The sequence below is a fragment of the Mucilaginibacter sp. P19 genome, from assembly GCF_050632265.1.
In the GTDB taxonomy this organism is placed as follows: domain Bacteria; phylum Bacteroidota; class Bacteroidia; order Sphingobacteriales; family Sphingobacteriaceae; genus Mucilaginibacter; species Mucilaginibacter gossypii.
In genome coordinates, this window is record NZ_CP192586.1 from 5960856 (window position 1) to 5973401 (window position 12546).

Consider the following 12546-nt stretch of genomic DNA (forward strand, 5'->3'; position numbering starts at 1 on the left):
TTAATTGGCATTATATCAGCCAAATATGACCGCACCTTCATAAGGTTTGTTCTGTCGGATGATTATGTGAACATGACTAATGAAAATATCAGTAAGGGCGATCCATTTGGTGTTTTTAAAAGTCAGAATGAATTTGTAATGTTTTGGATGATTGCGAAGAATAACCTCACGGTAACCGCAATCACTTTTGTATTGGGTATCACCTTATCGGCCGGAACGGTGATCAATTTATTCCGTAACGGGCTCATGGTTGGCTGTTTTCAATATTTGTTCATTAGCAAAGGTTTGGGTATACAGTCGGTTTTGGTGATTTGGATTCACGGTACGCTCGAGATATCAACTATTATTCTGGCCGGTGCAGCCGGGCTTATAATTGGCAATAGCCTGTTATTCCCTAAAACGTTTAGCCGTATGGTATCGTTAAAAAAAGGCGCACTTAACGGACTTAAGATTATGCTTGGAATATCGCCAATTGTGGTGACCGCCGCTGTTTTTGAAAGCTTCATCACACGCCATACAGAAATGCCGGTATGGCTCAGTAGCTTGATTTTGGGAGGTTCTTTTTTATTTATAATTTGGTATGTTGTAGTTTATCCTGCGTACCTGTCACACCGTTTAAAAATTGTTGAAATCGCAAATGAAGGAGAATATTGAGTTAAGTAAAACACGTGAGTTTGGAGATATCATCAGCGATACTTTTGTTATTGTACGGCAAAATTTTAAACCGTTATTTAAATCATACCTTGCAATATGTGGTATGTTTTTGTTAACCAGCACTTTGTTAACCATACTATCTAATTTCCAGCATACACAGGAGGGCGAGTATTCGGCGTTTTCATTTTGGGGAATAGCAAAAATCCTTTTTGAGCAGGTTAACTATTCGGCTTTAGTGTTAACGGCGATAAGCTATCTGGCAGTATACCAGCAAAAGGAAAACCAGCCACCTACCACGCTTGAAGTTTGGGCTTATTTTAAATATTATTTTTTCAGGGTGCTGGGTACCCAGATTTTATTGAGTGTTGCCCTGGTTATCGCGTTTTTCTTTTGCTTTTTCCCTTCGGTATACCTTGCTCCCATTTTTGGGTTAGTTACTCCAATAATGATTATAGAGAACGGGAGTGTCGAATTTGCGATAAGAAAATCATTCAAAATCATTAAAGAGAACTGGTGGTTTACATTCGGGGTTATATTACTGATGTCAATTATTGTTTTGGCAACGGTAATGGCATTGTTTATCCCGGCAATGATATTTTATGGTGGCAGCCAATGGCTAACAGGCACCTATTATAACACCACATATGCGATAGTTGAGGCTATTATTGAGCATGTTTGCCAGTTTTTGTGGTTGCTGCCCGTTATATCAATTACATTGGTTTATTTTAGCTTAACTGAACATAAGGAAGCAAACAATCTTGTAAACAGGATCAAATCATTTGGTAAAAATGATCCCGCTGCTGATCAGTTTTCAACAGAGCAATACTAACCGGCTTATGTTTAAACCATCAAACATCCTGCATCAAACAAATCTCGCTATGGGTGGGCATGTTGTACCTGCCGATAAAGCATCTCCGTTACACGCCCCTGCTTTTATTAAAGTTGATACTGTAGACGTTGCTGTGAAGCATTTTAATGAAGCGGCAATGGATAAGTATAAAAATGATAAAGACTTTAACTACCATGTTATAAAAGAAGGCCTAAGCTGGTGGGACCACTTTTGGAGCTGGGTGTGGCATTTGTGGGCAAGCTTTTGGAACTGGGTTGCCGAATTGTTTCAAAAGTTATTCGGGAGTGCCAATATGGGCAAAAGCTCTGCTAATGTTATAAAATATGTGATACTGGGTGCGGGTGCTTTTGCTATCATTTATTGTATAATAAAATTGTTAGGCATCAGTTTCCCCCATCTTTTTAAAAAGCAGGCTAAAAGCGCATCGGTTCCCTACTCAGAAGCTGTTGAAAACATTCATGAAATAAGCTTTGATGAAGCTATAGATGATGCTTTATCAAATAAGAATTACCGCCTTGCGGTAAGGCTGCTTTATTTACGCAGCCTTAAACAATTGAGTGATCTTAACCTGATAAACTGGAAAATTGAAAAAACCAATACTGCCTATATTAACGAATTAACTAATGCAGGCCAGCGCGAACAATTTACAGTTGTTACCAGGCAGTTTGAATATGTTTGGTATGGGGATTTCCCGATAGACGGACAATCATATCAACGGATAAATAACATTTTTCAGGAATTTAAACAGAGCCTGTCATGAAAAGTTTAAGGGTTTACCTTATTGCATTGGGCAGTTTAATGCTTATTTACCTGGTTGCGCAATATAACCGGCCAAAAGCCATTAATTGGAACGAAACGCTGGATATAAATGACAAGATCCCTTTTGGTACTTATATTTTGTACAGCCAAATCAACGATATATTTCCTGCCGCAAATGTTACTACATACCGCGAGCCGCTTTATAATGTTATAAATGATCACGGAATAAAGCACGCAACCTATCTTATAATTTGCAGCTCGATAAACCTCAACGAATACGATTATATAAAGCTGAGAAAGTTTGTGAATGAAGGCAATGATGTTTTTATAGCCGCATCATACTTTGGTGAAGAACTTGGAAAGGACCTTAAAGTACAAACCCAGGTTGTATTTGAAAATAAAGATGCGCTCGGTATTCGCTTCTCAAATCCCAAAATAGATACTACGCAGCTTTACAGTGCAGAAAGGGGTATGAATACCGGGTACTTTAGCAAAATTGACACTGCCAAAGCTCTGGTACTCGGAAAAAACACAAAGCACAAAACCAATTTTTTAAAATATACCATTGGAAAAGGGCATATTTTTTTGAATGCTAATCCGCTTATGTTTACCAATTACAGTTTATTGACCAGCGGGGGCATGGATTATGCGGCAAAGGCACTATCTGTTGTGAAAAATGATGGTAATTTAATATGGGACCAGTATTATACCCTGGGCCGACCAGAAGACAGAAACAACCATGCGTGTATTTTTACGAAACCCTTCTTTGCGGTGGGCATTTTATTTGTCCTTTTTCAGCATGGCACTTTTAATAGTATATGAAGCAAAACGCCGGCAGCGAATCATACCAGTAGTTGAACCGCTAAAAAATACTACTGTTGATTTTGTTACCGTTGTTGGGCAGGTATATTATGAGAAACGTGACAATGCCGATATTGCTCATAAAAAAGCCCTATACCTTTTAAGCTATATCAGGGATAAGTATTCGTTAAGAACCAATAACCTTGATGAGGAGTTTACTGATATGCTCGCCAAAAAAAGTGGCATTCCTCATTCGCTGGCTGCTAACCTGACTACGGCTTTGAATTTTATTACTACTCATGAAGACATTGCAGATCATGAGCTGATTAAACTGAACCAACTTATTGAACAATTTTATATACAATCCAGGTAAAACATGGAAAACGAACTTTTTGAACAACGTACTGATCTGGGTAAGCTGCATACTGCTGTTGAACAAATCAAGGCTACTCTTGCCCAAATTATAGTAGGCCAGCAAGAATCTATTGACCTATTGATAGCGGGGGTGCTGGCAGATGGTCATATCCTTATTGAAGGTGTGCCTGGTGTTGCCAAAACCCTTACCGCTAAACTTATCGCTAAAGCTATTGATGCCCGTTACTCACGGATCCAATTCACACCCGATCTGATGCCTTCGGACATTTTGGGAACTTCGGTCTTTAATCCTAAGACAACAGAATTTGAATTTAAGAAAGGACCTATATTCGGCAATATTATCCTTATTGACGAGATAAACCGGGCGCCCGCAAAAACGCAGTCGGCATTATTTGAGGTGATGGAAGAGCGCCAGCTCACTATTGATGGGCACAGCTATAAAATGGAAGAACCATTTACAGTGCTGGCTACCCAAAATCCTGTTGAGCAGGAAGGCACCTACCGTTTGCCTGAAGCGCAGCTGGATAGGTTTTTATTTAAGGTGGAGATCAAATATCCAACGCTTGAAGAGGAAATAGCCATTGTAACCCAGCAACATCAGCAAAAAACTACCGATCAGCTAAATCAGATCAGCGCGGTATTGTCTTCTGTGGATATTACCGAGGTAAGGCAGCAGGTACGTGCTTTACATGTTGAACCCAAACTGCTTGAGTTTGCAGCCAAAATAATTCATGAAAGCCGCAATAGTAAATCGGTACAGCTTGGCGGATCGCCCCGGGCTTCATTAGCTATTATAAACGCGGCTAAGGCACTTGCTGCAATTAAAGGGCGTGATTTTGTAACCCCCGAAGACATAATATATGTAGCTGCGCCTGTTTTAAGGCACCGCATCATGCTTACGCCCGATAAGGAGATGGAAGGTGTAAGCCCTGATGAAGTAATTGCACAAATAATACAGAAAATAGAAGTTCCCCGCTAATACCCTGCTGTGAAAAAGCTGATCGGATTGTTTTATAAGAACCTTTTTTTAATAATAAGCTATTCGCCTGCCTTGCCGGCAGCGTAGTGCTGTTTATATTCGGTTTCTTTTTCCCCTGGCTTGGCATCATACCGAGGCTGGCGTTTTGGATAGTTGTGCTCCTGGTAATACTTGATCTGTTGATGCTTTACAGAACATCAAACGGCGTATTTGCAAAGCGGATAGCTCCTGAAAGGTTAAGCAATGGCGACAGAAAACGAATTAGGCATTTATATAGAGAGCTTTTACCCTTTTAATATAAATATTGGCATCATTGACGAGATCCCTGAGCAATTTCAGAAGCGTGACGTTTGGTTTAAAACCATGATGAAACCCAGGGAACACAAGCAGATCCTTTACCTCTTAAGGCCTACCCGCCGCGGCGAATATGAGTTTGGTTTTATCAGGGTGTTTGTGAAATCACCGTTGGGGTTAATTTCGCGCAGATACAATTTTGAACAGACCGAAATATTACCGGTTTATCCCTCATTTTTACAAATGCGGAAGTATGAACTTATGGCTATTTCAAACCGCTTAACTGATATCGGCATAAAAAAGATCAGGCGGATTGGGCATAGCCTCGAATTTGAGCAGGTGAAAAACTATGTATCAGGTGATGACTATCGTACCATTAACTGGAAAGCTACCGCCCGGCACAGCAACCTGATGGTGAACTCGTACGTTGATGAAAAATCGCAGCATGTATATTGTGTAATTGACAAGTCGCGCTCAATGAAAATGCCTTTTGAAGGCCTGAGCCTGCTTGATTATGCCATAAATGCCAGTCTTGTTTTATCAAACGTGGCGCTGTTAAAAGAAGATAAAGCAGGGTTGATCACGGTATCGGAAAAAGTTGGGACTGTTATACCTGCGGATAGCAAATACACTCAGCTTAATAAAATCCTGGAGGTTTTATATAAGGAAAAAACCCGTTACCTTGAAACCAACATGGAGGCGCTTTATACTACAGTACGCAGGGTAATAAAACAAAGAAGTCTCGTTGTTTTCTTCGCTAATTATGAAAGCTTACCTGCATTACAAAGGCAGTTGCCTTTTTTACGACGGATAGCCAAGTTTCACCTGCTGTTAGTAGTCTTCTTTGAAAATACGGAATTAAAAACCCTGAGCGAACAGCCTGCCAAAGATGTTGAAGGCATCTACATAAAAACCATTGCCGAAAAGTTTGCTTACGATAAAAAATTGATGGTAAAAGAGCTGACCAGCCACGGCATCCAGTCGATACTGACATCCCCCCAAAACCTTACCATAAACACAGTAAACCGCTACCTGGAAATAAAGGCGAAGCAAAAGATATAAATGACCATACATTTCCCGAACTGTCATTACGTAATTACCCATTGCGCTAATGTTACTTATCGTGATCATGCATTCTTTGCATTTTGAAACTTAAAGAAAAGATCTGCATTTTTAACATCGGGCGGTTTAGCGCGCCGCAGAGACAATTTTAAAACTGCCGGATAACAAAATGTACCCTATATTTACATTGCCAACAACAGCACAATCAAAACTTTCAACTTTTTGTTAGCAATCTTTTTTGAATTGTAAGCCTATTCCCTCAACTTCGCAGTCCGAATTTTGATTATGAGTATTCATTATAAAATAATAGCTGCAGAGCTTTCTGTAGCTGAGAAACAGGTTACCGCTACGGTAGGCTTGCTTGATGAAGGAGCTACCGTTCCGTTTATTTCCCGTTACCGTAAAGAACTTACCGGCAGTTTAGATGAGGTACAGGTTGCCACCATTCGTGATCGTGTACAGCAATTGCGGGAACTGGATAAACGTCGTGAGGCTATCCTGAAATCGCTTACAGATATGGGCAAACTAACGCCCGAGCTTGAAAAACAGATCAACGAAGCAGAAACAATGGTTACTTTGGAGGACCTTTATCTTCCTTATCGCCCAAAACGCAAAACCCGCGCTACTACAGCCCGCGAAAAAGGCCTGCAGCCATTGGCCGATGTTTTATTGGAACAAAAAAATATCGACCCCGAACTGATAGCTGCCGAATACATCAGCGATGAAAAAGGTGTAGCCAGCGTTGAAGAAGCTTTAGCCGGCGCAAGGGATATTATTGCCGAAACCATTGCCGAAAATGCTGAAATACGTACCAAAATCCGTGAGCTTTTTGTAGAGAAAGGCACTTTCGCATCAAGAGTGGTTGAAGGCAAAGAAGAGGCAGGCATTAAGTACAAAGACTATTTTGAATGGACTGAGCCTGTTAAATCAGCGCCATCGCACCGCGTATTAGCCATGCGCCGCGGCGAAAAGGAAGAGATCCTTTGGCTCGACCTGAAACCTGAAGAAGATGATGCACTGGAGATATTGGAAAATTCAGTTATCAAAGCAAACAACCCAGCTGCCGGACAAATCCGCCTGGCTATCACCGATGGCTACAAACGGCTGTTAAAGCCCTCGATGGAAACAGAGGTGCGCCTGCTTACCAAAAAGAAAGCCGATGAGGAAGCGATCCGCGTATTTGCAGAAAATGCCCGCCAGCTATTGCTGAGCGCACCGCTTGGTCAAAAACGCGTAATGGCGCTTGACCCAGGTTTCCGTACCGGTTGTAAACTGGTTTGTTTGGATGAGCAGGGCAAACTGCTTGAAAATACCACCGTTTACCCACACACCGGTGCAGGCCAGGCGCGTGAAGCCGAAAAAACGGTACAGCACCTGTTCCAGAAATACAATATCGAGGCTATTGCTATAGGTAACGGCACCGCTGGCCGCGAAACAGAAGTATTTGTTCGCAACCTGAATTTACCGGGCGTGACTATTGTAATGGTTAATGAAAGCGGTGCTTCTATCTATTCGGCATCTGAAGTGGCGAGGGAAGAATTTCCGGATTATGATGTAACCGTAAGAGGGGCCGTATCTATTGGTCGCCGTTTGATGGACCCATTGGCCGAGCTGGTAAAGATCGACCCAAAATCAATTGGTGTAGGCCAGTATCAGCATGATGTTGACCAGAACAAGCTGCAAACCTCATTAGATGACACAGTGATCAGCGCCGTGAACGCGGTGGGGGTTGAGTTAAACACTGCCTCAAAACAGATCCTGGCTTATGTATCAGGCCTTGGTCCGCAATTGGCACAGAACATTGTAGAATACCGCAACCAGAACGGCGCTTTTAAACGCCGCGAGCAACTGAAAAAAGTTCCGCGTTTGGGCGATAAGGCTTTTGAACAGGCAGCAGGGTTTCTCCGGATCCACAATGCCGAAAACCCGTTGGATACCAGTGCAGTTCACCCGGAGCGTTATGGCTTGCTTGAACAAATGGCTACTGATATGAAGTGTACGGTGAAAGACCTGATGAGCAATCCAACCCTGCGCAAAAGCATTCCGTTGCAAAAATATGTTTCCGAAACAGTTGGCCTGCCAACCCTGAATGATATCATGGCCGAACTTGCCAAACCGGGCCGCGACCCGCGCGAGCAGTTTGAAGCTTTCAGCTTTACAGAAGGTGTAAATGCTATCGGCGATCTGAAAGTTGGCATGAAGCTGCCGGGCATCGTCACCAATATTACAGCCTTTGGTGCTTTTGTTGATATCGGCGTTCACCAGGATGGCCTTGTTCACCTGAGCCAGATCACCAACCGCTACATTAAAGACCCTAACGAAGTATTGAAAGTACATCAAAAGGTTGAGGTAACTGTTACCGAGGTTGATGTGAACCGCAAGCGTATTGCCCTATCCATGAAAGAGAACGACAAAAGCGAACCGAACCAGCGTCGGAGCGATGACCGCCGTCCGCAAGGCAATAACAACAAGCCCAACTTTAATAAAAGGGTTGAAAAAGAACCGGAGACAGATATGGCTTTGAAGCTGGCGGCTTTGAAGGGTAAGTTTAAGTTGTAATATGCGTTCGTGCCAGCAACAACAATTCAAATGGGTGTCATGCTGAGTGTTTAAATCCGTGGACTCTGAAGGTAAAATAACAAAAGAGGGCCTGTCAGTCTGAGCCTGTCGAAGACTCGCGCGCAGACTGACAGGCCCTCTCTTTAAAGTGATTCGCTCTTAAAGATTTCTCCTAAACAAAAAATCCCCAACCTTACGGCTGGGGATTTCTATTTAATATCTGATTATAACTTACGCTACTGTACCTTCTTTCAGCTTCTCAGCATTCTCTGCAAACTGAAGCGATTCAAGGATTTCCTGCAGGTCGCCGTTCAATACGCCAGGCAGGTTGTAAATAGTTAGACCGATCCGGTGTTCAGTTAAACGACCCTGAGGATAGTTATAGGTACGTACCTTGGCCGACCTGTCGCCGGTTGACACCATGGTTTTACGTTTTTTTGATGTTTCTTCCAGGTGCTTTTGCAGCTCCATTTCGTACACCCTTGAACGTAGTACCTGTAAAGCCTTATCGTAGTTTTTTAATTGTGATTTCTGATCCTGGCACTGGGCAACAATACCTGTAGGGATGTGGGTTAACCTCACAGCCGAATAGGTAGTATTTACCGACTGACCACCAGGCCCTGAAGCACAGAACAAATCTTTACGGATATCACTAACCTGCAGGTCGATATCAAACTCATCAACTTCGGGCAATACAACCACCGAAGCTGCTGATGTGTGCACCCTGCCTTGTGTTTCTGTATCAGGCACACGTTGTACACGGTGTACGCCCGATTCATATTTAAGGGTTCCGTAAGCGTCTTCGGCGTTTACGTTAAATACAATCTCTTTATAACCGCCGCTGGTGCCTTCGGTATAATCCACCAGCTCGGTACGCCAGCCGCGTTTTTCGCAATAGCGCATATACATGCGGTAAAGATCGCCGGCAAAAAGGGCTGCCTCATCACCACCGGTACCACCACGGATCTCCACAATAGCATTTTTAGAATCTTCAGGATCTTTAGGAATCAGCATCAGGCGAATTTCTTCCTCCTTTACTTCCTGTTGAGCAAGCAGTTCGTCAAGTTCCATTTTGGCCATCTCACGAAACTCTTCATCTTTTTCGGTAGCCAGGATCTCTTTATTGGTTTCGATATTGCTCATAATGTTGCGGTATATATGATACTCATCAACAATTTTGGCAAGATCTTTATATTCTTTATTCAACTGGGCAAAACGCTTCATATCCTGCATTACCTCAGGATTGCTTAGCTCACCTTCAACATTTTTCCAGCGCTCGTATATCAGCTCTAATTTATCTAACATATTTTATAAATAATAATGCAGCTAAAACTGTTTGATATTGAACCGGCTTATGAAAGATTTAACGTTTCGGGCGGCTTACAGGCTTACTGCAAAAAAGTGCACAAAAGTACGCATTTTACTGCATATTTTAATTCAGCGGATTGTAAGTTGTTTTTCTTAGTTTATAGATGATGGTTCATAGATCATAGAGCACCCCGCCAATGGTTCATAGTTTATGGACCATAGGTAGCTCGGCTTATAGATCATAGTTCATGGATCATAGCAAAGCCACCCTATCAATATCAATTAGTCCAATCAAAAACCATGAACCATGATCTATTAACCATGAACTAAACAAAATACTCCAGCCTCAATTCATTACCATCAAAAACCGCATAAGAAAAATATGAAATCCATTCGCCAAGGTTAATATAACGGCTTTGAGGGGTCATTTGAATATCAAGCGGCATATGGCGATGGCCAAAAACAAGGTAATCGTAAAAATTAGTCTTTAATTCTTCACGGCAAAAATTTACCAGCCATTCCTGTTCGCCTGGTTTTGGATTTTCTTTCTTTGCATTGGTATCCCGGCTGTGGCGGCTCCATTTATTGGCGATTCCCACGCCAAGGTTTGGGTGAATGCGGGCAAACAGCCACTGGCAAAACCGGCTCCTGAAAAAACCTTTCAAAAACTTATAAAAGTTATCCCCCGGACCAAGCCCATCGCCATGATGAATGAAAAATTTCTTTCCGCCGCGCTCAATTTTTAATTCGTTGCTGATGATAGTTGCGCCCAGTTCATTTACAAAATAATCAAACATCCACATATCGTGGTTGCCTTTAAACAGGTAAAGCTTTACACCGGCATCGGCAAGTTCGGCAAGTTTGCCAAGGAAACGGATGTAGCCTTTGGGCACTACGGTTTTGTATTCAAACCAGAAGTCGAAAACATCGCCCACCAGGAATAGTTCGGCGGCATCATGCTTAATACTGTCGAGCCAGCGCGTTATCTTATCTTCGCGTTGGCGGCTTGAGGCATATGTGCCTGTGCCTAAATGAACATCAGAAGCAAAATAGAGTTTGTCGCGAACCGGCATATCGGCAAAAGTACGTTTTAACAGCCAAACAGAAAAGATAAAGATTGTTACACAATAACCAGCAAACAACGCCGTATCTTAGTGGTTATTCAGCATACATTAAACATTAAAATTATGGCAATCCCCGAAAACCCAAATCTTGACGATGCGCAGGAAGATAAAGACCCCGGCAATGAATATGAGCAGAATGAAGGCCAGGATACCGGTAACGAAATAATTGATAAAAGCGAACCGGATGTAGCCGGACTGAACGCGGCCTCCAGGGCATCAGAATCAGCGTTTACTTTAAATTTTGAAGATGGCTATGCCCCTGCTCCGGATAAAAAAGACGAAGACCAGCAAGCGCCAAAGCACTGATATATTAAGCAATGAAAAAAATATTACTGCCGGCATTGATCATGATTGTTTTTGCCAGTAAGGCATCTGCACAGTCAAAAGGCTTTACCATGGCTGATTTCAAGGCTAATATAGGCAAAACAGGCACTTTGTGCGATACTGTTTACTCGTACAAAGCGGTGAGCGACACACTTACCCTATTAAACTTAGGCGCGGCTTACCCAAGGCAAAAATACACCATAGCGATAAAGGGCAATAAAATAAAGCTCGACCTGTCTACGATAAAAGGAAAACACGTATGCGCAACCGGCACATTTGAGTTTTTTAAAGGTCAGCCCGAAATCGTAGCCGACAAACCAGAGCAGATCACGGTTAACTAACAAACTATCAACACCTTATAAACAAGAAAAGCAGATCAATGATCTGCTTTTCTTGTTTATAAGAGAATAATCTTATTAAGGTTTTTTAGCCTTAAGCTTTATGCATTTCGCCTTTAGCTTCAATTAAAAAGCTTTGTACAAGCCAAATACAATTTGTCCTTCGGTAATTGGCTGTTTGGTGACTAAACGGCCTACATTAAGCGTACGCCCGGTTGTTGTTACATCATATCCCTGCGATTTAACATAATTACCTTTAAGCGATAAACCCCAGCCGGCACCCATATCAAACCTGATAGCCGCGCTGCCGCCGTAAGCAAAAGCATAGCCTTTAGCACTTTGCTGGGTAATGCTGCCGGTTTGCGCGTCAACACCGGTAACACTAATGGTTAACTGCGGTGATGTTTGGCTTTTGATAGCACCTGCCGATGCTCTTAAATCAAATGACAGGCTTCGCCATACAAAGGTGTATTGCGGGCCTACTAACAGGTTAAAGCTACGGTAACGTTTATCGGCTGTTACGGTTCCCTGGTCGGCTTTAAAATCGGTTGTATAGCCTTGCGATAATATCAGGTCGTCATCATATGAAAAATTGCTTTGGTCCTGGTATGAAAAAGTATAACCGATACCAAAATTTCTGTAGATATAATATGCTCCGTCAAGCTGGAAGGTAACGCCCTTATTTGCAAAGCCCGATTTATTATTTTTATAATCCACCTTTTGGAAATCGCTTAACGGATAAGAAATACCCATACCTAAGCCCACATAAGGTTTAAGTTTTACTTTGGTTTCGTCATCTTTATCGTTGGTATCCTGAGCTTTTGAAGTAAATGCCAGCAGCATTAAAAGGCCTGCTGTAAAAAAAGTAAGGGTTTGTTTCATGTTTGTTATTATGTAACTGTATTACCGTTAGTTGCCGCTGCATCCTTAACCGCAAAGCAAACGTGTAAAAAAACGCATTATTATTGATACTTCGGTGATAACAAGCTCCGCTTCCGGGTTAAAAATCACACGGGTTATCAACTGCAAAAAGTTAAAGGGGGTAATTTTTAATAATTTGCCCTTATTTTACAACAGTTTTTTCACGCCGCTAATATAGCCTGCCACGGGCAATTAAAC

13 protein-coding genes are annotated in these 12546 nt (G+C 42.2%); 10 read left to right on the forward strand and 3 right to left on the reverse strand.

What is annotated here, in order from left to right; all coding sequences use genetic code 11:
• Positions 1-39 precede the first annotated feature (39 nt).
• From ACQ86K_RS29295 to ACQ86K_RS29330, 8 genes are all read left to right on the forward strand, one after another.
• Entirely contained in the window at positions 40-654 is a 615-nt protein-coding gene (locus ACQ86K_RS29295; protein ID WP_431200958.1) for a stage II sporulation protein M, read from the forward strand.
• Positions 638-1483 carry a hypothetical protein gene (locus ACQ86K_RS29300; RefSeq protein WP_431199248.1) on the forward strand — a complete coding sequence of 282 codons (846 nt, stop codon included), beginning with the start codon at positions 638-640 and terminating at the stop codon, positions 1481-1483. Before ACQ86K_RS29295 ends, ACQ86K_RS29300 begins: the two co-directional genes overlap by 17 nt.
• 7 nt (positions 1484-1490) lie before the next feature.
• On the forward strand, positions 1491-2264 hold the full coding sequence (locus tag ACQ86K_RS29305) for a DUF4129 domain-containing protein (protein ID WP_431199249.1): 774 nt from the start codon (positions 1491-1493) through the stop codon (positions 2262-2264).
• A complete protein-coding gene (locus ACQ86K_RS29310; RefSeq protein WP_431199250.1) occupies positions 2261-3085 on the forward strand; it encodes a DUF4350 domain-containing protein in 825 nt (274 codons plus the stop codon). The genes ACQ86K_RS29305 and ACQ86K_RS29310 overlap by 4 nt, the downstream gene beginning before the upstream one ends.
• A complete protein-coding gene (locus ACQ86K_RS29315) occupies positions 3063-3437 on the forward strand; it encodes a hypothetical protein (protein ID WP_431199251.1) in 375 nt (124 codons plus the stop codon). The genes ACQ86K_RS29310 and ACQ86K_RS29315 overlap by 23 nt, the downstream gene beginning before the upstream one ends.
• A gap of 3 nt (positions 3438-3440) precedes the next feature.
• A complete protein-coding gene (locus ACQ86K_RS29320) occupies positions 3441-4418 on the forward strand; it encodes an AAA family ATPase (RefSeq protein WP_112657134.1) in 978 nt (325 codons plus the stop codon).
• A 243-nt stretch (positions 4419-4661) separates the two neighbouring features.
• Complete coding sequence (locus ACQ86K_RS29325) at positions 4662-5774, forward strand: DUF58 domain-containing protein (RefSeq protein WP_431199252.1); 1113 nt, start codon at positions 4662-4664, stop codon at positions 5772-5774.
• A gap of 285 nt (positions 5775-6059) precedes the next feature.
• Entirely contained in the window at positions 6060-8333 is a 2274-nt protein-coding gene (locus tag ACQ86K_RS29330) for a Tex family protein (RefSeq protein ID WP_431199253.1), read from the forward strand.
• A 231-nt stretch (positions 8334-8564) separates the two neighbouring features.
• Here the strand turns inward: ACQ86K_RS29330 and prfA are convergent, their stop codons facing one another.
• Complete coding sequence (gene prfA, locus ACQ86K_RS29335; protein WP_091167385.1) at positions 8565-9638, reverse strand: peptide chain release factor 1; 1074 nt, start codon at positions 9636-9638, stop codon at positions 8565-8567.
• 329 nt (positions 9639-9967) lie between these two features.
• Entirely contained in the window at positions 9968-10714 is a 747-nt protein-coding gene (locus ACQ86K_RS29340; RefSeq protein WP_091167651.1) for a UDP-2,3-diacylglucosamine diphosphatase, read from the reverse strand.
• 114 nt (positions 10715-10828) lie between these two features.
• Here ACQ86K_RS29340 and ACQ86K_RS29345 point away from each other — a divergent pair, with 114 nt between their 5' ends.
• The gene (locus ACQ86K_RS29345) at positions 10829-11071 is read left to right on the forward strand and encodes a hypothetical protein (protein WP_091167382.1); all 243 of its coding nucleotides are present in this window, start codon (positions 10829-10831) and stop codon (positions 11069-11071) included.
• Between the two features lie 11 nt (positions 11072-11082).
• Positions 11083-11430 carry a hypothetical protein gene (locus ACQ86K_RS29350; protein ID WP_091167380.1) on the forward strand — a complete coding sequence of 116 codons (348 nt, stop codon included), beginning with the start codon at positions 11083-11085 and terminating at the stop codon, positions 11428-11430.
• A gap of 123 nt (positions 11431-11553) precedes the next feature.
• On the opposite strand, the gene ACQ86K_RS29355 is transcribed toward ACQ86K_RS29350, so the two are convergent.
• Positions 11554-12309, reverse strand: a complete 756-nt coding sequence (locus tag ACQ86K_RS29355) for an outer membrane beta-barrel protein (protein WP_112652635.1) — start codon at positions 12307-12309, stop codon at positions 11554-11556.
• Positions 12310-12546: the final 237 nt, after the last annotated feature.

Coding starts and splice junctions, on each gene's coding strand:
- ACQ86K_RS29320 (WP_112657134.1), top strand. CDS start 3,441: ATGGAAAACGAACTTTTTGAACAACGTACTGATCTGGGTAAGCTGCAT.
- ACQ86K_RS29305 (WP_431199249.1), top strand. CDS start 1,491: ATGTTTAAACCATCAAACATCCTGCATCAAACAAATCTCGCTATGGGT.
- ACQ86K_RS29325 (WP_431199252.1), top strand. CDS start 4,662: ATGGCGACAGAAAACGAATTAGGCATTTATATAGAGAGCTTTTACCCT.
- ACQ86K_RS29340 (WP_091167651.1), bottom strand. CDS start 10,714: ATGCCGGTTCGCGACAAACTCTATTTTGCTTCTGATGTTCATTTAGGC.
- ACQ86K_RS29310 (WP_431199250.1), top strand. CDS start 2,261: ATGAAAAGTTTAAGGGTTTACCTTATTGCATTGGGCAGTTTAATGCTT.
- ACQ86K_RS29345 (WP_091167382.1), top strand. CDS start 10,829: ATGGCAATCCCCGAAAACCCAAATCTTGACGATGCGCAGGAAGATAAA.
- ACQ86K_RS29315 (WP_431199251.1), top strand. CDS start 3,063: ATGGCACTTTTAATAGTATATGAAGCAAAACGCCGGCAGCGAATCATA.
- ACQ86K_RS29355 (WP_112652635.1), bottom strand. CDS start 12,309: ATGAAACAAACCCTTACTTTTTTTACAGCAGGCCTTTTAATGCTGCTG.
- ACQ86K_RS29330 (WP_431199253.1), top strand. CDS start 6,060: ATGAGTATTCATTATAAAATAATAGCTGCAGAGCTTTCTGTAGCTGAG.
- ACQ86K_RS29300 (WP_431199248.1), top strand. CDS start 638: ATGAAGGAGAATATTGAGTTAAGTAAAACACGTGAGTTTGGAGATATC.
- prfA (WP_091167385.1), bottom strand. CDS start 9,638: ATGTTAGATAAATTAGAGCTGATATACGAGCGCTGGAAAAATGTTGAA.
- ACQ86K_RS29350 (WP_091167380.1), top strand. CDS start 11,083: ATGAAAAAAATATTACTGCCGGCATTGATCATGATTGTTTTTGCCAGT.